The following is a 20002-nucleotide window of genomic DNA, read 5'->3' on the forward strand; positions in this document are numbered from 1 at the left end:
ATTCTTCGCTAAATCAGTTATTTCTGGTTTCGATAACCTGTTTAAGCTCTGCAATTTTGGCGAGCATTTGCGCTTGGTTCTGTTCCATTTTCTGCTGGTTTTCTTCCATTCTCGCTAAGGCTAATTCAAGCTCTGACTTTATTTCGGCTTTATGTGCCTCTTGGCGTTCCTGACGTTCAGTTTCATCGGGAGCGACAAATACCGACGCCATATAACCTGAGATCACCCCGAAAAAGCTCACGCCGCTGACAATCACAATACCGCCTATGATATGGCCAGCTGTCGTCACCGGATAATAATCGCCGTAGCCGACAGTCGAGATAGTGACTAACGCCCACCAAATCGCTTGTTCTGCGGTTTGGATATTAGCGCCTTCTGTGCCGCTTTCGACGATCAAAATGATCACTGAGGCTAAGGTCAGAATCGTCACCATGGCGACGAGCAAACTGGCTAAGGTGGCTTGTTTACGTTGTTTGATCAGCGGAAGCAGCAGTGAACGACTCATACGGATCAGGCGTATTACCCGCAGTATTTGAAACAGCCGCGCCATGCGCAGGGCTTCAATTGCCGGAATACTGGCAATAAAATCAATCCAATGATGCCGAATGAAAAAGCGCTTATCGCGAGCACGGACCAACCCAATAAAGAAGTTGATCATGAAGATCATACAAATGCTGGTATCGACGAAAAAGAGTAAACGGTAGGTTTCGCTATCGAGGCGACCGAAGGTCATGACGAGCACAATGATCACCGACAGCAAGGATAACAGCATCATCGCCATTTCGAATGGAGAAGGGGTGCCAAGGGTGCGAAGTGACCATGGGGTTTTATCTGTCATGCCAAACATGATCCCTGTTAAGTGCGGCGAATATCTCAACTAAAGTAAAAGACTTTAGGCTATGAGTAAATTGTCTTAGTCAATAAAAGGGCTATTTGTCGATTAATCACGCCAGCCATTCACATAAAGGGCTGGCGCGTGAAGTGATTGCGGCGTTAGGTTTCATCCACAAAGTGAACTAAATCGTCGAGTACACGGCGTTTAATTTCTAGCTGTGAATCGGCGCTTAACCCATATTTTTCTGCCAGTTGCACATAATCATCGGCATTGAGTGACACGGTAAGGCGCGGACGCGATGGCCGCTTCGATACGCTCAAGCCCAAAATAGTGCGAATTTGATCCGAAGGGCTCACGCCTGCATCTAACGCGGCTTTACGAATTGAGTATTGAAATTTTTCATCGAGATCGAAAGCCACTTGCGTTGCTTTTGCGGCTTGTTGGTTCTTCAACCATTGCTCGGGGAGAGGGTGTTTGGTTTTACTCATGGCGTATTACCTATTGCTATCAACCGTTTCTAGCGCTTATCTGTGAGATTGTATTGGGATTATCGATAAAGTGCGAGCACGCACTTTATCTTATTTTTGGGTTATTTCGCTGGCCAGTAATCTCGAATATCCGTCAGTGGACGATATAGGGTCAAGACAACATCTGTGTCGCCACCTTCGTAGACTTCCACTTCGACGGCGCAGCTTTCGTCGTCATCGAGCAGTAAATAGTACTCGAAGGGCTCACCCGTGGCGCCATTGACGTCTTGTGGTGGTTTTTGACCGCGGTAATCCTGACGATGGAAATAGCCAAAAGCGGCAAACGTCACTTGGTGATATTGCTTTCCAAGCCATTGTTCCAGTTGTTCCGCTAAGTCTGCCGGTAATATTTGAGTGGTTAACTCGGCATGACCCGGTTCATCGAACAGGGCGCTGAACTGCTCAAGATCGAATAACTGTTCCACTTGGGCGCGGGAAATCTTAATCGAAAAGGCGAGATAGGTTTCGTCGTCTTCTTCGATACTTAAAAAGAGTGTGTCGCTGCCATGACCTTTGAGTAACCATTCGGTTTGCTGTTTACGTTCAGACTCGTAGGTATGTACGGCTTCGACCCTCAATTGTTGACCACGAAGTTGTGGCGGCAGGGCAAAGCTGTCATCAATTGAGATCATGTCGCCCACATTGAGCTGGGATGGGTGATTGAGCTCGCGCTGTGGCGCTGCTTTCTTACCAAAAATACTATTGAAAAATCCCATAGTGACTCCTGCTGACTATGCTCGCGTGCGGCTTCAAATCGATTGGCTGCGGATCGTAACGGGCAATAGTGGTCAATTATTTTATGCGGATGAAACAAAAAAATGCCGAGGTCAGTAGGGGGTGATGATCCCACTGATACTCGGCATTCGGTCAATCATTGCTTAGCTTTTACGTGCTTTGATTCGGTCTAGCACAGCATTTGCATTCGACTTTTGTTCACCAATACCGGCTTCGGCTAGCTTAGATTGCAGTGACTTGTCACTGTTTTCATCGGCTAAGGTTTCTGCCGCTTTCAGGCGGTCGTCAAACTGCTGCTGACGTGCCTTGATGCGCTCGAGTGAATCTTTAGCGTTCAGCAGCTTAGAGTTGCTAGACGCGAACGAGTCAGTAATGGTAGCCGTGGCTTTTTGCACGCTTTCAGTGGTTTTAACCATGCTCAGCTGACGTTGATAATCAGACAGTTGGCGCTCGGTTTTCTTCACTAAATCTTTCAAACGTGCAGCATGGGCGCTAAAGCTATCGTTGGCGCTTTGTTGCTCAGACAGCTCTTGGTCTAACTCGGCAATCTTCTCTGCAATTTCAATTGCTAAGGCTTCATTACCTTTGTCCAATGCTTGAGTCGCATAACCTTCGTGTTCGGCAATCGAACGTTTCAGGCGGTCGATTTCACGGCTGGCTTGCATTTCTTTCGCCATGACATCGGTCAGTTCACGTTTAGCATTGGTTAAATGCTTTTCTGCGTCACGGATTTCCTGTTCGAAAATACGGGTTGAGTTTGCGTCAACGATGCCTTGACCCACTTCGGTAGCACCACCACGAAACGCTGTTAAAATTTTATTCAGAATGCCCATTTTGTGGCTCCTTATTTCAGATAGTCGACCATTTCATCGATAACTTCTAAACAGTTATCGGATAAAACTGATAATTCTTGCTCGATTTCGAGCATGCTAGATTGTAGTGATAGCGCACCGTAAACTACGTATTTGTCATCAATTTTTGCAAAGGATGACAGAGGCATTGGAATGTTGAGCTCTAGCATGGTTTCAAACATTTCACTGCGACGATCTTGGTTTACTTCGTTCTCGCCCCACAGGTAGCTGATGCAAAGCACTTGGTTGTCCGTTACCGATACAAATACCGGGATTTCTTCACGGCCAACCACATTCACTTGCAACACTTCGACTTCACCATCGATTGGATAACAATCAAATTGAAAGCCAGTTTGGCTGGTGTTGCCAAGACTGTTGAGGTGATTGGCAATGGTATGGATATTCATATTTGTCCTTATTGACATATTATGTCTGTGTTCAAAGATAGCACTGAGACATAATATGTCAAGCACTATCTCATCCTATTAAAAAAGATTCAGTCCCTGATTCTCGGACCAATCTTGTAAATGGTAGTGATACAGCTGCAACGAACCCAATTCATTGGGTTTTATTTTGGCGGCATCTTTATAAAAATTTGCTGGAAACTCAAAGGCGCCATCCACTAAACCTAAGGTGAGCCAGTCATCTTTGATGGGCAGCTCAATTAACTTAGCTAATCTGTGTTGTGCATCGAGTCCGCCTGCGGTGGCGATACTCCAGCCCCATTCGCCAAAACTGGGCACATTATGGTGGTACTGTTTGACGTCAAATCCTGCCAATGCCAAGGTTTTTGCTACCGAAATAAAGGCCTTAGGGGCATGGTAAGGCGATGTTGACTGTACAGTCAGAGCACCATCACTACTCATAAGTTCCTTTAATTTACGGTAGAAATAATCCGAATACAGCTTATTAAGATCGGGATGGCTCGGATCGGGCAAGTCCACGATAATCGCATCGTATTTCACGCCTGTTGCAATCAGCTTATCGACGCCATTAAATGCATCGTCGTTGATCACAGTGACACGGGGATCGTTTAGCGCATTGCCGTTGAGCGTCAACATAGCGCGGCTCAAACGCTCGGGCATATCCGTATCGGGCGACTTAAATAATTGCACTAGGCCGACATCGAGATCGAGCAGCGTCACTTGCTCAGGCTCCCAGCGCAACACTTGCTTAAGACCGAGTCCATCGCCGCCGCCAATGATCAACACCTTGTTATGGCGGGCACTGGCTGCGAGTGTAGGGTGCACAAGAAACGCATGGTAGATGTGTTCGTCTATGCTAGAAAACTGTAAGCGACCATTGATGTATAACGCATAAACGGGCGGCAGACCGTTACCGCGCAGTCGCTCGGTGAAGGTCAGCTGTTGGAAACGTGTCGCCTTGGCGTAAACCACTTTGTCTTTATAGAGCAAATTATTGAATTCTTGCTCCCAGCGTGGGCCGTGGATGGCTAACACGAGTAAAATGCCAGTCACGATAAAATGCCCAGTTAAAAGCAGTTTAGGGCGGCGGATTTTAGGCCAAAAGCGCCCGATAAACACAAAGCCCGCCAACAGGTTGAAACTGGCGGTTAAGGCGGCGGCAAGTTGGATATCGATGGCGAGCATAAAGCCCACCCAAATGGCGGCCCCTATGCCAGCGCCTATGTAATCGGCGCCGTAAATTGTCCCCGCATTGTGCAGCAAATGCTCGTCAGAAAGAGACTGGCGCACTCTGGCGATCAGTGGGATTTCCATACCAATCATCAGGCCCAGTAACACGCCCCACACATAGGGTAAGTATTCGCTGAGTTTTTGCAGCGAGCCTATCATGCCGCCTTCGGGCAGTTGATCTGGCGGTAAACCTAAGGTGTTGGCAATCATCAAGGGCAGTTGTTGTCCAAAACCAATGACCGCCGCTGTGATTAAAATGGCGAGTGAGCCACAGAGTGCGACTGTGAGTTCTAAGATCACAAAACCGGTAAAGGCATCACGGATCTTACGGGCGGCGAAGGCACCTAGTCCCATGGAGACTATCATCAAGCCAATCATGGTGTAGATGGCGGCTTCTAATGCGCCTAAAATGCGCCCGGCATAGTGGGATAAAAGATATTCGTAAATCAGGCCGCAGCCTGCTAATACGGCCATAATGCCCAATAATAAGACATCGTCGAACCAACCTAGGCGGCTAGGTTTAGCCGCCGAGGGGGTTAAGCTGGTTTCTTGCATTCGATTAGGCCATCAGTGCCGTGAGGATAAGTGCGATAGCGATACTGATCGCCATTTCAACGGCGGCGATGCCGATATTGTGTTGTCTTTCTACTTCATCGGCTAAATCGATACGGGCTAATACCAGTTTCTTCACTACGAACAGCAGTAAGGAAAGCGCGATCAGCATGATGACTGAGAACACTAACCAACCGATCACGTTAGTCACATAAGCCGTTGGATTGAATATAATAAAGTGGCTGGCAGCGTTAAAGCTCAGCGCCATTGCTATCATATAACCCGCATGACGCAGCGCTAATGCCGTATGACCTTGTACTAAGGCTTGCTGCATTGACGAGTCTTGATTGCGGCTCGCAAAACGGTTTTCACGCCAGCGCGTCAGTAGCACTAACATTAACTGTGAAATCGCAAAGGCACTGAAGATAGCGATAAAGGTATCTAGGGTTAAGTCTTCTGCCCATAACAACACGGCGCGGATAATAATCGCAGTGGCGATTGCGGCACTGGCATCGACAATCGCGACAGACACATTGCCTTTGATGATTTGCTCGTTCTTATCGAACTCGTTTAAGGCAATCTTATCGTGGAGGAAACGACCCAATTTTATCAGCACTAAGCCGAATAAACCGTAGGCGCTCATGCCAATGGCTTCATTAAGATAAGAGTGCGCAGCAGCACCAGTGATAGCGCCCGTTAGCACTATACCCAATGCAGCAACGGCGCCCGCGGTACTGATACCGAAGGCAAAGTTATCACGCTCCGCCAGTTCTTTACTGCTGTTAACCTTTACGCTCCAACCTTGCAAATAACGCATTAGCGTTAGCAAAATCACGGCTATGGTGAGATCGATAGCCAGAATGATGGCTAGCTCTGGTGTGATACCGAAATCCTGAAATAGTGTCATTGGAAATCCTTAGTTACTTGCCCCGGCGCACACTGCGGGTCGTGCGATTACTGGAATTACGGAAACTGCTGTCTTTAGCATAGTTAGAGCGGAACTTACTACTCGAACTCTTGCTTGCGCTCGTGGTGTTGCTGGCCTTTGGCGTGCTGGTACTTTCACGGGATAACGCCGTGCCACCGGTACGCGGTTTGGCATAAGGGCTGTCGAAGCGCTTACCTTGGGAATCGAAACGTTTTTTCGTTTGTTCGAAGGTCTTATTTTGCGCATCCGCTTGTTTGGGTGAGGTATAGCGATAACGACCTACGTCATTGTAATAGCTATAACCCCGGTTACCCGACCAACGATCGTAGGAAACTGGGCGATTGAAGACATTCGAAAACATCGAATACATGCCATACCAAGCCCAAAACGACGTGCCGCTCGAGTCGGTTTGCCAGTTACCGTAAGACGGATTACCAACGAGCTGACTGCCTGGACCAAAATCTTCGCCGCCATTGGCTAATGTTGCGGCCTCACGGCTAATCGCATTCACGCGGGCCAGTTTGCCGTAGGACATATCGGCGACCACGTTGACAGGGTCGGACAACATATCGTTAAACAGACTGGGATCTGCGGCTTGATAAAGATTTTCCGCTTCGGCCAGCTGTTGATCGAGATCGGCAAAGTTACTCGCCACTTTCGATTCATCTAATCGACGTTTCAGCGAGGTATACATGGGACCTTGGGTGCCAGAATCCTTTGCTAATTCATCAAGTAATGGGGCTAAATCAGGTTTCTGCTGCTTTAACAGTGTGGTGTATTGTTTTAAGAGGTTAGCGTTACGCAACTGCCCGTCATCGATCATCGTCGTGAGCGTAGCGAGACGTTGCTGCGTGAGTTGTTGATACTTCGCGATTTTATCCGGTCTCTCATCGCCACAACCCGTCAGCGACAGCATAACGGCTAAAAAGAGGATCGATGTGAGAACACGGGTTAGCATTCCTGCCATGTTTTCTCCAAATGGTAATGAAATAAAACTCAAATACTTGCAGGCAATAATAATCTGCTTGCCCAATATGCCTGCTGCGCAGGTTATAGTACCCTTAAATGCCACAGATAAAAGGGGATACCTTTATTTGTGTGCTACATCAGGTAGCTGCAAGTCTCGTCGAACATAACATGATGTGGCGTCAATCTATATCATTTACGACATAATATGTCGATAGCTAAATTTGTTAGGGATTATTATGACCATGCAAAAAGACAGTAATAAGTCATTGTCTATTCTCGTTAATCAAACCGCTGAGCATAACTGGCTGCGGTTAGAGGAAGTATGGTCCGAAGGACTCGTGCAATTAACACCTGCCCAGCAGCAAGAACTCAAAACGGTTCTAGGGCTCAGTGATTACGTGGCGGCCCAGTTATGCCGACATCCCGAGTGGATTAACAGGCTGTTTGCCGGCGAGTTAAGCTTGATTGAGCGTAAAAACTTTGATCTTGAGTTACACGAAGTGCTGAGTAGCGCCACAACTGAAGAGATGGCAAAAGCCAGCCTGCGACGGTTTCGTAACTACCAAATGGTGCGCTTAGCCTGGCGTGACTTTTTAGACTACGCCAGTTTAGAGGAATCTCTGCTCGATCTGTCGGCGCTTGCCGAAGCGTTAGTGATTTGCGCCCGCGACTGGCTCTATAAAGATATGTGCGCCCAATACGGCACGCCGATGGACAAAGAAGGCAATGCACAGCCATTGCTGATTTTAGGCATGGGCAAGTTAGGCGGCCGCGAGCTCAATTTCTCCTCTGATATCGACTTGATTTTCACTTTCCCTGAGCATGGTGAAACCGTCGGTGGTCGTCGCAGTTTAGACAATCAACAATTTTTTATCCGCATGGGACAAAGGCTAGTGAACTTGCTCGACCAAGTTACCGTCGATGGTTTCGTGTTCCGCGTGGATATGCGTTTGCGCCCCTACGGTGAAAGTGGCCCGCTGGTGGTGAGTTTTAGTGGTCTTGAGGATTATTACCAAGAACAGGGCCGAGATTGGGAACGCTATGCCATGGTCAAGGCGCGTGCGCTCGGACCTTGGAGCCATTTCTCCGATGAATTACACAGCCTGCTCAGACCCTTTGTGTATCGCCGCTATATCGACTTCTCAGCGATTGAATCCCTGCGAAAAATGAAGCAACTCATCGCCCAAGAAGTGCGTCGCCGTCATTTGACCGACAATATTAAACTCGGCGCGGGCGGTATTCGTGAGGTCGAGTTCGTGGTGCAGAGTTTCCAATTAATTCGTGGCGGCCGCGAGCCTGCGCTGCGTCAGCAGAGTTTATTCGGCGCTATCGATACGCTCTACAGCTTAGGGCAATTTGAATATTTGGCGGTCGATGAGCTTAAACACAGCTATTTACTGCTGCGCCGAGTGGAGAATTTACTGCAAGCTATAGATGATAAACAAACCCAAACCTTGCCGAATAATCCACTGGATTGGGCGCGATTGTGCCATGTGCTGGATATGGCCAACGAGGTTGATTTACGTACCCATATTGAAGCGGCGATGAGCAAAATTCATCGTCACTTTAAAGCCACCGTGGGCGGTGAAGAAGGCGAAGAAAAGGCCGAACACTGGACGGCGCAGCTGTGGAATGTGCAAGATGCTGATGATGCCGTCGCGCTATTGGCCGAACAGCAAATCGACGATGACAAGCTGTGCCCTATGCTCAGCAGTTGGCGTGAGACTGTCACTAAGCGTTCCATTGGTCCACGCGGGCGGGAAACCTTAGATAAATTAATGCCAAGATTATTGGAAGAGTTGATTAATCAACAGAGTCCATCGGCTGCCTTTGAGCCCGTGTCTAAGGTGCTGGAGCAGATTTTAACTCGTACCACTTATCTTGAGCTTTTATGTGAAAATCCAGGCGCACGGCAACAATTAGTGAGCCTGTGCTGCGCCAGCCCTTGGATTGCCGCGCAGTTAGCTAAATTTCCCATGCTGCTCGATGAGCTTATCGATCCATCGCAGCTTTATGACACAACCTCCATCGATGATTATCCGAGCGAGCTGCGCCAGTACATGTTGCGCGTTCCCGAGGATGATATGGAGCAGCAGATGGAAGCGCTGCGACAATTTAAGCTGTCACAACAACTTAAAATCGCCGCCGCCGATGTCACTGGGGTTTTACCTGTGATGCAAGTGAGCGATCACTTAACCTTTTTAGCCGAAGCCATTATAGAACAAGTGGTGATGCAGGCGTGGCAACAGGTTTCCGTGCGTCACGGCGTGCCCGCTCTCCTTGAGGGCAATGACACAGGTTTTGCCGTTGTTGGTTATGGCAAGCTCGGTGGAATCGAATTAGGTTACGGCTCTGATCTCGATTTAGTTTTCCTGTGTGAAAACAAAGCAGATAACAGCCAGACCAATGGTGAACGGCCGATTGAAGTTGGCCATTTCTACCTCAAACTTGCCCAGCGTATTCTGCATTTGTTCTCTACTCGTACCACTTCGGGTGAGTTGTATGAAGTGGATATGCGTTTGCGTCCTTCTGGCGCCTCGGGTTTGATGGTTAGTGAGATAGAACGCTTTGGCGAATACCAAGCTAACGAGGCGTGGACGTGGGAACATCAAGCCTTAGTGCGCTCGCGTTTTGTTTTCGGCGACAATAGCTTAGCGGTCAAATTTAGCCGAATTCGCGCCTCGGTATTGGAAAAACCACGGGATAAAACTGAGCTGCAAAAAGCAGTACGTGAGATGCGTCAGAAGATGCGTGATCACTTGCTCAAAGCCAGCGATGGCATGTTTGATCTAAAACAGAGTCCCGGCGGTATTGCAGATATCGAGTTTATCGCCCAGTACTTAGTGCTGGCTAATGCCCATGAGTATCCTGAGCTGACGATTTGGTCTGACAATGTGCGGATTTTTGGGGTGTTGGCTGAGCTTGAACTCTTACCTATGATGAGTGCCCAGCATTTAACCCAAACCTATTGCTTACTCAGGGATGAAAATCATCGACTGACTCTGCAACAAAAGGCGGGGCAGTTACCTGTGTTAGAGGTTGAGGAACATGCCGAGCGAGTGCTCAATATCTACCGTGCTGTGCTTGAATAGTACAGTCATCTATACAGTCATTTAAAGGGAGTAAGGCTGAAACGAATATCAGCCTTAACACCGCAAGAATGCACAATTTAGGCTAGAGTTTAATGAGAGCAGTTAGCAGAGAGCACCATGCAATTACCTACTATCCCTGAAAACGAGCTGCAACGTTTGGCCACGTTACGCGCACTCAATGTGCTCGACACCGATGCCGAGGAACGTTTCGATCGTATTACTCGGCTCACGCGCAGAATTTTCTCTTTGCCGATTTGTGTTGTGACCTTAGTGGATGCCGAGCGGCAGTGGTTTAAATCTCGCCAAGGATTGGAGGTGACTGAAACACCAAGGGAAATTTCATTTTGTGGCCATGCGATCAATCAAGACGATATTTTTATCGTAAACGACGCCCTCAAAGATCCGCGCTTTAGTGACAATCCTCTGGTGACCGAGCAGCCGCATATTCGCTTCTACGCTGGCTATCCCTTAACCATTCACAGGCAATATCGAGTAGGGACCTTGTGTTTAATCGGCACTGAACCGCGGGAGTTTACGGCTGAAGATATTGAAACCTTGACGGATTTAGGCGAAATGGTGGAGGCGGAATTACTCTCTATCGCGCAAAACACCTTAGATCCTTTGACTACGATTTCGAATCGGCGTGGATTTGAGTTACTGGCCCATCAGGCGCTGGCCAGTTGTCGACGTACCGAATCTGAGGCGGCTTTACTCTTCTTCGATCTCGATTTCTTTAAGGAAGTGAATGACAACTTTGGTCACCTCAAGGGCGACCAAGTGTTATACGATTTTGCCCATATCTTGATGACAGCTTTTAGGGAGTCGGATGTGATCGCAAGGCTTGGCGGTGATGAGTTTGTGGTGCTATTAAGTTTTGTGCATAGAGATACAGTCGATCGCGTGATTGAGCGTTTTAAGCAGTTACTTGAGCAATATAATCAACAGCATCCTAAGCAACATAGCTTAGCGACCAGTATTGGTATCGCCCATTGGACGCCAGATTCTGAGATGAGTTTAGAGGATCTATTAGATTCCGCCGATAAGGCCATGTATCAGGATAAAGCCGCCCACCACACTGGTGCGCCTTAATTGATGTGTGCTTAAGCAAGATGAAAAGGGAGACAATTATGTCTCCCTTTTCATTGGACTTTGTCCCGTCCTGAAATACGTTGACATAAAGAGGACTTCTTTATGACAACATCAAGTAACTCAAGCCGTAAGCGTACTCAACGCGATTACACCTTAGCTTTTAAATTAGGCGTTGTTGAACGTGTTGAAAAAGGCGAAATGACTTACAAGCAAGCGCAGACTCGTTTTGGCATTCAGGGTAAAACAACGGTACTCGTCTGGCTGAGAAAGCATGGTAAACTCGATTGGTCGAAACTCTTTCAGCATCCCCTTATGCCTCATTTAAAAGAAACCCCAGCCGAAACTATCAAGCGCCTTGAGCGTGAGTTAGCCGAAGCGAAACTGCGTAACCAAATTCTCAATGGTATGGTCGATATCATGGACAATGAATACGGAGCCGGCCTCAGAAAAAAGTACTTATCCGGTATCTCTGGCAAGCCAAAACCCAAAGCAAAATAAACCTCGCCGTTGCATGTCGCGCTGTCGGTATTTCACGGCAAGGTATTTATCAGGCTGTCGCCCGAATGGCGAGCCGAAGCACTGAGCTATCGGTCATCAAAGACTGGGTCCAATATTGGCGTAACTATATGCCACGATTGGGGACGCGTAAGCTCTATACTTTGATACAGCCTAAGCTGGTTGAACATGATATCAAACTCGGGCGAGACGGGTTCTTTACCTACTTGAGAAGTGAAGGCTTGCTAGTTAAGCCCAAGAGAAGCTTCACAAAAACGACATTCAGCAAGCATTGGATGAAGAAGCATCCCAACCTGCTGAAGGAAGAGGGACTACACGATGCCGAGCATGTACTGGTCAGCGATATCACCTATCTCGAATCAGACCAAGGCGTGCACTATTTGTCACTAGTGACCGATGCCGCGTCACGTAAGATAGTCGGTCATCACTTGAGTACGGACATGAAAGCAGAAAGCGTAGTGAAAGCACTGAAAATGGCGGTCAAAGATAAGCGCTATAGCGCTAATGCGGTCCATCACTCAGACCGAGGTTCGCAATACTGCTCAGCTGTTTATCAAGATGAACTGCAGGCCAACCATATTCAGCCGTCGATGACAGACGGTTATGATTGCTATCAAAATGCGTTAGCAGAACGAGTAAACGGGATCCTGAAGCAGGAGTTTTTACTCTACCGGTGTAAAACGCTGGAAGAGTTGAAGAGACTTGTTAGAGAATCGATAGCGATATACAACGAAATGAGACCGCATCTGAGTTTGGATATGGAAACACCCAATCAGGTGCATAATAGAAAAGGCCAGCTACTGGAGCTGGCCTAGAAACTGTCAACCTATCTTAGGACGGGACACTTTATTCGGCTAAGAAGTACTAAGCTACGCCATTAAGCCGTAATGAGCATGACCCAGTGTTGATATAAAGGTAAGCCAATTAACACGTTAACCGGAAACGTAATGCCGAGTGAGGCCAGCATAGCCAGTCCAATATTGGCTTCGGGTATTGCGGCTCGAATGGCCGCAGGCGCTGCAATATAAGATGCACTGGCACTTAATGCTGCTAGCACTAAAATGCTGCCAGAAGGTAAGTCCAACCATAATCCTACGGCGATACCGCACCAAGCCAATACAAAGGGCGTTACGGCGGCGAACACCAATAAGCGCCATTGTTTTAGTGGTAGCGGCAAACACACTTTGGCCGTCACTAAGCCCATTTCCAGTAAAAATAATGCCAGTAAAGTTTTGAATCCGCCTAGTAGCACTGGTGTGAGCGGCGCAAGCCCCGTTGGGCCGTAAAGCCAACCTATCACTACGCCACCCACGAGTAAGACAACGCCGCGGCTAGTTAACGCTTCGTGCAATACGCTCGATTGAGTTTCATTCTTGGGTGATGTTTCAATTGCTTTTTTGGCGCTTAAGTACCTGTGTAGCCAGAGCATCACGACGATCGCCGGCAGTTCCAGCAGCACAAGATACAGGGTGGTTTCGGGCCTTAAGATCAGCCCAGATTTTTCCACCATAGCCATCACCACCGCAAAGGTTCCCGCGCTAACGGAGCCGTAATGTGCGGCAATGCTAATAGCATCTGTGTGACCAATGCGAACCAGCCGAGTTAACACTGGGTATAGGGCCAAGGGGATAATAAAGCCTAAAGCAACAACCGCTAACAGCTCAGTGATCACTAAGTTTTGGGTGTGACCGTGGAGCGCCATTCCGCCCTTTAAGCCCAAAGTGAGCATTAACAGTATAGATAGGGTTTCGTAGATCGCGGGGGGGACTTTAAGATCTGACTTTACTAGGCCAGCTAACAAGCCTAAGGCAAAAAAGGCAATGACAATATCGGGCATAAGTATCTCATTAAGTTTGATTTTTAAGCCGTGTAAAACAGGCTTAAATGTCGGGTGATCCTGATGGCTGGTGATTTTGGACCTAATTGGTTATATTGAAAAATAAATTGTTTACCACTTAGGTATAGATAATTGTCTATGGATAAGCGTTCGTCATCGACTCAGCTTAAATTGCGGCACTTGAGTTTCCGTTTGCTGCAGGTGTATGTACAAGTGGTGCGGTTAGGTAATATTTCCGCAGCGGCGAGGGCCTTACATTTAACCCAACCCACAGTGTCATTACAGCTTAAAAAGCTGGCAGATGTATTGGGTGAGCCGTTACTCGAGAGTCGTGATGGCCGCATGTTACTGACCTTGATTGGCAATGAACTCTACCGCGCAGCCTGCGATACCTTGAGTCGTTTTGAGGATTTCGATGCCTTTATGCAGCAGGCTAAAGGTGGCAGCGTTGGTCACATTAATATCGGTATCGTCACTACCGCCAAATACGTGTTACCACGGATTTTAGGGGCTTTTTATCGGCAGTTTCCGCAGGTTAAAGTGACCTTAAACATAGGTAACCGTGCCCATGTATTAGGTCGATTTGAGCGCCAAGAAGATGATTTATATCTGTTTAGTCATCCTCCTAGTGGCGATAACGTCTTATCTGCGCGGATCATTAAAAATCCGCTGCAATTGATTGCGCCAAAAAATCATTGGGCGGTGGGCCGTGAGCAAGTGAATTTTAACGATCTCAAAAATGAGCGTTTTATCGTGCGCGAGCCAGGTTCTGCCACCCGCTTGATGTTTGAGTCTTGGTGCAGCGGTCAAGGCATCACGCTTAGTGACACTATGCAAATTGAGAGCAATGAGGCGATACGCTTAAGCGTCGCGTCGGGCTTAGGCTTGTCAGTGATTTCGGCGCACACGCTGCAAGAAGGGCGCGAAAAACCGGCTATTTTGCCGGTAACGGGTTTTCCGCTCGAAAGTAACTGGTATCTGGTTGGCCGCAAAGATCGACGCTTGCCCTATGCTGCCATGCAGCTGGTGGACTTTATGGCGGAGCATTTGGCCGAGTGTATCGAGCCAGAATGGGTTGCCGCCGATATCAGTGAACTGGCTATGCACTTTAATCAGGCGCAGCAAACTCGGTCTTAGCTGAGTTCATGTTTTTGATACTGAATGATTTTATTAAGTTAGATATGTGTTGATACATTGAGGGTAACGTCTTTTAGCACATCTTGTGCGTTACCCTCTGGTCCCATTGTAAAACGAGATTTGACCTCAAATCGAAAAGCGAGGCTTTTGGCCTTAAATCGAGACGACTTTACCTGGTGACTTTATACCTTAAAGCGCGTCAGTAGGTTGTTCAGTTCAACTGCTAACCTTGATAGTTCATGCGCCGATGCACTGGTTTGCTGGGCACCCGCGGCGCTTTGGCTGGCGAGATCGCTAATGTTCACAATGTTTTTATCGACTTCACGGGCGACTTTGGCTTGTTCTTCTGCGGCGCTTGCGATGACCATATTGCTGTTATTCATCGTACTGATTTGAGTGTTAATCGTGTTTAATGCATCCCCAGCGAGCCTTGCGACAGCGAGTGCTTGCTCCGCTTTTTGACCACTGTGCTGCATCGATAGCACAGCGGTTTCGGTGCCGTGCTGGATCTTGTTGATCATGTCTTCAATTTCGCGGGTCGAAGACTGAGTGCGATGGGCTAGCGCGCGCACTTCATCGGCAACCACCGCAAAACCACGGCCAGTATCGCCCGCTCGCGCCGCTTCAATGGCTGCGTTGAGAGCCAGTAAATTCGTTTGTTCTGCAATTGCGCGGATCACATCTAAAACTTTACCAATATCGACAGCTTGCATGGCTAAGGTTTGGACAATTTGCGAACTTTGCGTCACATCCTGATTCATGTCGATAATGGCAGCGACGGTTTGATCTACCTGTTTTTTACCTAATTCAGTATTGCGGGCGGTTTCTTCTGAGGCCTCTGAAGCGAGGACTGCGGTATTAGCGACTTCATCCACCGCCGAACTCATCTCGGTAATTGCGGTTGCAGCCTGTTGTATTTCATCATTTTGTTGCTGTATACCGCGGGAAGCATCTTCAGTCACAGAATTGAGCTCTTCGGCGGCGGAGGCGAGCTGGTTAGAGGAGTTTGCTATATGGGATAAGGTATCGCGCAGGTTTTGCTGCATCCCTGCTAATGACTGCATCAGCTGACTGGTTTCATCATTGCCATCTGTACGGATTTTCTGCGTTAAATCACCGCTTGCGACCGTCACTGAAATATCTACCGCTTCTTTCATCGGCTGCACAATACTGCGGGTTAACAGTGTGGCTACGACAAATGCGGCAATCAAGGAGGCTATTATCACTACGCTGTTGAGTAGCTTACTTTCCTCGTAGGCTTGTGCGGTGATCTCGCCCTGTTTGCCTGCATATTCGGTATTTAAGTCGCCAATGCTGATAAGCGTTTTAGTTATTTTATCAGCTTGTAACGTCATTACTTCATCCATTATCCGTTTAGCTTCAGTCGTGTCATTGGACTGCAGCTTACTGATCATTTGATCTTGATTCTGTAAATATAGCTCTAAATTATGACTAAAATCCTGATAGAGGGCTTGCTCACTAGGCAAACTAATTAAAGGCTCGTAGGCCTTTTGATCCGCTTTAATATTCTCGCGAATTTGCCTTAAGGTTTCGAGCCCTTTATCGCGCTCAGCCGCCGAATCGGCGAGTAATAGACGAAATGTAAATACCCTAGCGCGCATCACGTTAAGATTGATGCTCGATAGCGTTACGAGTGTCGGCAGGGTATTTTTTTCAATTTCTTCTGAGGAGACTCGCATGGATGACATAGTTTGCAGAGACATAAGTCCCTGAAGTAACAATACTAGACCGAGTAAGCCAAACGCAGTAATGAGTCGTGAGCCAATCTTAATTTGTCGTAACCACATAAGCGAATCGTCCCTGTATTTAAATTAGTTCCGTCTAAGGTCGTTCTTACTGCTTTTAAACTAATGCTTTCGAACTACTGCTGTCGAGCCATAAAGTTCGAGTAAATAAAGTCGAACTTATGCTTCCTAACTTTAAAACTAAGCGTTATTGCGCAGAGTCGGAACTATGAGTCTTTGGTTTAATACACTATAGATTATATTTTTAAAATTTCTTGTCGTAGAGTGTAAATTTAATTGATTAAAACCTATAGGGCGTAAATTAGCATAATTGAAACTAAGTTATACCGTACCTTAAATATCTAGGTTAGCAAACCGTATTGCTGAATTGAGTGGAGTAATGCCTCTGGTTTTATTAAGGTTAGTAGTCTAAATAAAGGAGTGAGCTGTGATTAGTGTTTTGATTCTAAATGGTTAAAGTGAAGTTTTGTGCTGATTTGATAAGGTTTTAGATTGGCAATCTAGGTCTTTAGACTCATGTGTCATGCCAGTTTTTTAAAGGTGTTATTCAAGCTTTTACTATTCTGATTGTATAAGTTACTTCGTAATCCACTGTTCCTTTGGACGTTTTTATTTTTTTGCTAATGATTGTCCAATAATAGTTCGAACAAAATTTTGGTACTTATTTCTTGTCTCTTTTTGTTGTCTCTGCAAAGCGATAAATAATCAATTTTTTTACGCTAATTCATGTCGGCTCATTTCTATTAATCGGCTGTAGGTACGGCGGAATTCAAAACTAAGTGCGCCACCTTGGTAGAGTTCACTCAGTGGCACGTCGCAGCTGAGATAAAGGCTGACATTTTGATCGTACAACTCATCAATTAAGCTGATAAAACGTCGCGCAGGGTCGTCGTTGGCGGCGTAGGAGAGTTTGCGCTCGCCCGTAGCTGCGGCTTGGTTTTCTCCTGTGCCGTCCTCCGTGCCGCGGGCACGGATCCAGCCTTTCACTTCGCCGCCTAATTTGGGAACACCGCTCACCATTAAGATCTTAAATCGACTGGCGATTTCGATGTAATCGAGTTGGGATCTCGGGCCGTCACACAGGGCATAAAAGTCGAACCAAGCAACAGCGTTGTCTGTGAGCTCTAAAGCTGCGCGGATCACTGGGATTTCACGGTTACAGATGGTGAGGCTAGCATTGCTCATTTTGCTATCACTAATGTGAGAACCGCTAATGCCAACAGCGCTCATACTGAGTGTATTTGGCGTTAACCCATTCACTAGCTTGTCAAAAATCTGCTCAAAATCGAGTGTTCCGGTAATGCCGATATTGCGGGAAATCGAGGCACTCATTTCAGCGCTATCAATGCCAATCCCGTTGTTTAATGCGGCATTGATGGCGTGCATCCTGTGGTCTTGGTTGCCATCGAGATGTAGCATTTGTGTGTGCGTTTGCAGCAATTGGATACAAGGTAAAAATCTGTGTCTGGCTAAGCCGTTCTCATATAAGCGCTCAATAGGAATATTAGAGGTTGCGACCAGCACCACACCTTGTTCGAATAGGCACTCAAATAGCCCTGCAAGTATCATGGCATCGCCAATGTCTGAGACAAAAAACTCATCGAAACACAGCACCTTGCACTCTTTCGCGAGATTTTTAGCAATCAGGGTTAACGGATCGCGTTTACCCGAATGCTCACGCAGTGCATTGTGTATCCGCGCCATAAAACGGTGGAAATGCAGTCTTAATTTGCCTTCACTTGGCAAACAATCGAAAAACAAATCCATCAGAAAGGTTTTACCCCGACCTACATCGCCCCACAGATACAAGCCTTTGATGGATTGTGAATGGGAGTGGCGTGCTGAATAGGGTTGTGGCATCAAGTGTTTAAATAACATATCGAGCGCCAACACCGCCTGTTGTTGCGCCGGATCGTCAACTAGATTTTCGCTCACTTTGGCGCGATACACTTCCAGTGGCGTCATCATTGGCGTTATCGATTGCGAGCTAGCGAAGTTTGAATGAGCCATGTCGGGGTCTCGTTGGCGGTTGTTTAAGGTGTTTACTGCAGTCAGTGTGTGCTTTAGCTTTGATTAAGTGCGATATCAGCGCTCGCCTTTTGAGGCATCATGCTACTCATACTTAGGTACTCGGGAGCCATATTGCAAGATGCTCAGGGTAACATAGTCGCTGGCGTGACTTAAATCTCGCTCTGAGGCTTAGGTCAAATACTAAACGAAACCAGTGCTTTATTCTCGGGGATTTTTACCTTAACATCTTTGTCACAAAAATAATGATATGGAATGAATCCTATGGCTAGCAAAGGCAATGGCATTACTTTTATCAGTGCACAAACCTCGATTGAGGGTGACATCCAGTTAGAGAGCACGGCATTAATTGCGGGTAAATTGCAGGGCAAGATTGGTTCAGCGGGACAAATTAAGATCGAACTTGGCGGCGAGATCTCCGGTGAAGTCAGCTGTGATGAGTTGCGGGTGTGCGGCGTATTTAGTGGTCGAGTCTGTTGTAATAAGTTGATTATTACCAGTTCTGGTGTGGTTGACGGTGAAGTTGCTAGCCATCAGATGGAGATTTACGAAGGTGGCCAGTTTATTGGTCAGCGGATTAAAGGCCCTGAGCTTGATGCCTTGCCTGACATGCTAAAAGCGATCGCGCCAGCGGCTCAACGCTCGGATGCGCACCTATATGCCAGTGAGAGCGGTTCATTAAGAGGCGATAATCGGGCGATTCGCCCTTGGTTGTATGTTGCTGCGGCAACTGTTGTCATCGCCTTGGGCTTTAGTTTTGGACCCGAGCAATTGCGTGAGTGGTTACCGAATGTGAGTGATAGTCCGCTCAATACTGAGGTGTCTCCCGTGGCACAGGGGCTAGATGCTGAAAAGGCTGCCAATCCATTACTGACTGAACAAACGACTGCGCCAGATACCGCGAATGCCGACAATACGGCGGCGTTATCCGCAGATCCCGATCCGCTGGCTTTATCGCAGGATTCGGCGATGGAAGATTTACAGCAGATGGAACAAGGCCATGCACAGATGGCGCAGGGTGATAATGGCACCGCGCCCGCCAGCGAGAATGCAGGCAATAAGCTCTGATTGCTAAGCGATAAGCTCGAATCAATAAGCTTGAATTTATTAGCTTGAATCAATTAGCTCGAATAAATAGGTACTCGCATCGTTGGGTCGAGCATTTGGTGTTTTTTGTTCGACCATTCTTATTTGCTCATCGTTGCTAATGCTTATCGCCCAATATCCTGCTCAATCCTACTCAATATCTCTTCAAGTATTGCTGCTAGTTCCCTCAGAAGCGCTTAACGGCGCTTTGCTTTTATGGATGGCTTCTATGCTTAATTTAACGTTCTAAGGGTAAATTCGTCCTATTTTTCTGCTATTTCACTCATTTGTTAACATTCAGCGTCCGCTAATATTCCTGTTATATTTTCATTGAGTTATCTCTCATTCTTACCCGTTTTGTGCACTTCAAGCCGTTTCCATTGAGTTAAGTTCATTTTG

Annotated in this window: 16 protein-coding genes; 5 read left to right on the forward strand and 11 right to left on the reverse strand. The window is 47.2% G+C overall.

All coding sequences use genetic code 11. The features are described from left to right. Positions 1 to 13 precede the first annotated feature (13 nt). The 8 genes from OX890_RS06235 to OX890_RS06270 form a co-directional block, all read right to left on the reverse strand. Entirely contained in the window at positions 14 to 838 is an 825-nt protein-coding gene (locus OX890_RS06235) for an ion transporter (RefSeq protein ID WP_006082929.1), read from the reverse strand. Positions 839 to 993: 155 nt separating this feature from the next. Continuing rightward, positions 994 to 1323 carry a hypothetical protein gene (locus tag OX890_RS06240; protein WP_006082928.1) on the reverse strand — a complete coding sequence of 110 codons (330 nt, stop codon included), beginning with the start codon at positions 1321 to 1323 and terminating at the stop codon, positions 994 to 996. A gap of 101 nt (positions 1324 to 1424) precedes the next feature. Then, a complete protein-coding gene (locus OX890_RS06245) occupies positions 1425 to 2078 on the reverse strand; it encodes a hypothetical protein (RefSeq protein ID WP_268650264.1) in 654 nt (217 codons plus the stop codon). A gap of 162 nt (positions 2079 to 2240) precedes the next feature. Further along, complete coding sequence (locus OX890_RS06250; protein WP_006082926.1) at positions 2241 to 2930, reverse strand: PspA/IM30 family protein; 690 nt, start codon at positions 2928 to 2930, stop codon at positions 2241 to 2243. Positions 2931 to 2941: 11 nt separating this feature from the next. Next, positions 2942 to 3355: a YjfI family protein gene (locus OX890_RS06255; protein ID WP_006082925.1), complete on the reverse strand. Its 414-nt coding sequence runs from the start codon at positions 3353 to 3355 to the stop codon at positions 2942 to 2944. A gap of 78 nt (positions 3356 to 3433) precedes the next feature. Next, the gene (locus OX890_RS06260) at positions 3434 to 5158 is read right to left on the reverse strand and encodes a polyamine aminopropyltransferase (RefSeq protein WP_268650265.1); all 1725 of its coding nucleotides are present in this window, start codon (positions 5156 to 5158) and stop codon (positions 3434 to 3436) included. A gap of 4 nt (positions 5159 to 5162) precedes the next feature. Then, entirely contained in the window at positions 5163 to 6062 is a 900-nt protein-coding gene (locus tag OX890_RS06265; protein WP_006085958.1) for a DUF350 domain-containing protein, read from the reverse strand. Positions 6063 to 6075: 13 nt separating this feature from the next. Then, a complete protein-coding gene (locus tag OX890_RS06270) occupies positions 6076 to 7050 on the reverse strand; it encodes a hypothetical protein (protein WP_268650266.1) in 975 nt (324 codons plus the stop codon). Between the two features lie 238 nt (positions 7051 to 7288). Here OX890_RS06270 and glnE point away from each other — a divergent pair, with 238 nt between their 5' ends. The 3 genes from glnE (at position 7289) to OX890_RS06285 (ending at position 12564) form a co-directional block, all read left to right on the forward strand. Next, complete coding sequence (gene glnE, locus OX890_RS06275; protein WP_268650267.1) at positions 7289 to 10144, forward strand: bifunctional [glutamate--ammonia ligase]-adenylyl-L-tyrosine phosphorylase/[glutamate--ammonia-ligase] adenylyltransferase; 2856 nt, start codon at positions 7289 to 7291, stop codon at positions 10142 to 10144. A gap of 117 nt (positions 10145 to 10261) precedes the next feature. Continuing rightward, positions 10262 to 11233, forward strand: a complete 972-nt coding sequence (locus OX890_RS06280; protein WP_268650268.1) for a GGDEF domain-containing protein — start codon at positions 10262 to 10264, stop codon at positions 11231 to 11233. Positions 11234 to 11335: 102 nt separating this feature from the next. Next, a protein-coding gene (locus OX890_RS06285) for an IS3-like element ISSba4 family transposase (protein WP_107946623.1) occupies positions 11336 to 12564 on the forward strand; the annotation gives its coding sequence in 2 pieces (ribosomal slippage) (positions 11336 to 11687 and positions 11687 to 12564; 1230 coding nt in all). Positions 12565 to 12626: 62 nt separating this feature from the next. Here the strand turns inward: OX890_RS06285 and OX890_RS06290 are convergent. Then, on the reverse strand, positions 12627 to 13586 hold the full coding sequence (locus OX890_RS06290) for a sodium-dependent bicarbonate transport family permease (protein ID WP_012586902.1): 960 nt from the start codon (positions 13584 to 13586) through the stop codon (positions 12627 to 12629). Between the two features lie 138 nt (positions 13587 to 13724). Here OX890_RS06290 and OX890_RS06295 point away from each other — a divergent pair, with 138 nt between their 5' ends. Next, positions 13725 to 14723 (forward strand): LysR family transcriptional regulator, encoded by a 999-nt coding sequence (locus OX890_RS06295; protein WP_268650269.1) that lies wholly within the window; start codon positions 13725 to 13727, stop codon positions 14721 to 14723. A gap of 182 nt (positions 14724 to 14905) precedes the next feature. Here the strand turns inward: OX890_RS06295 and OX890_RS06300 are convergent, their stop codons facing one another. Both OX890_RS06300 and zapE read right to left on the reverse strand, forming a co-directional pair. Then, on the reverse strand, positions 14906 to 16531 hold the full coding sequence (locus OX890_RS06300; RefSeq protein WP_268650270.1) for a methyl-accepting chemotaxis protein: 1626 nt from the start codon (positions 16529 to 16531) through the stop codon (positions 14906 to 14908). 672 nt (positions 16532 to 17203) lie between these two features. After that, positions 17204 to 18499: a cell division protein ZapE gene (gene zapE / locus OX890_RS06305; RefSeq protein ID WP_268650271.1), complete on the reverse strand. Its 1296-nt coding sequence runs from the start codon at positions 18497 to 18499 to the stop codon at positions 17204 to 17206. A 282-nt stretch (positions 18500 to 18781) separates the two neighbouring features. Here zapE and OX890_RS06310 point away from each other — a divergent pair, with 282 nt between their 5' ends. Next, the gene (locus OX890_RS06310; protein ID WP_268650272.1) at positions 18782 to 19585 is read left to right on the forward strand and encodes a bactofilin family protein; all 804 of its coding nucleotides are present in this window, start codon (positions 18782 to 18784) and stop codon (positions 19583 to 19585) included. Positions 19586 to 20002: the final 417 nt, after the last annotated feature.

Origin of the sequence: Shewanella sp. DAU305, from assembly GCF_026802235.1 — a bacterium.
In the GTDB taxonomy this organism is placed as follows: Bacteria; Pseudomonadota; Gammaproteobacteria; order Enterobacterales; family Shewanellaceae; genus Shewanella; species Shewanella baltica.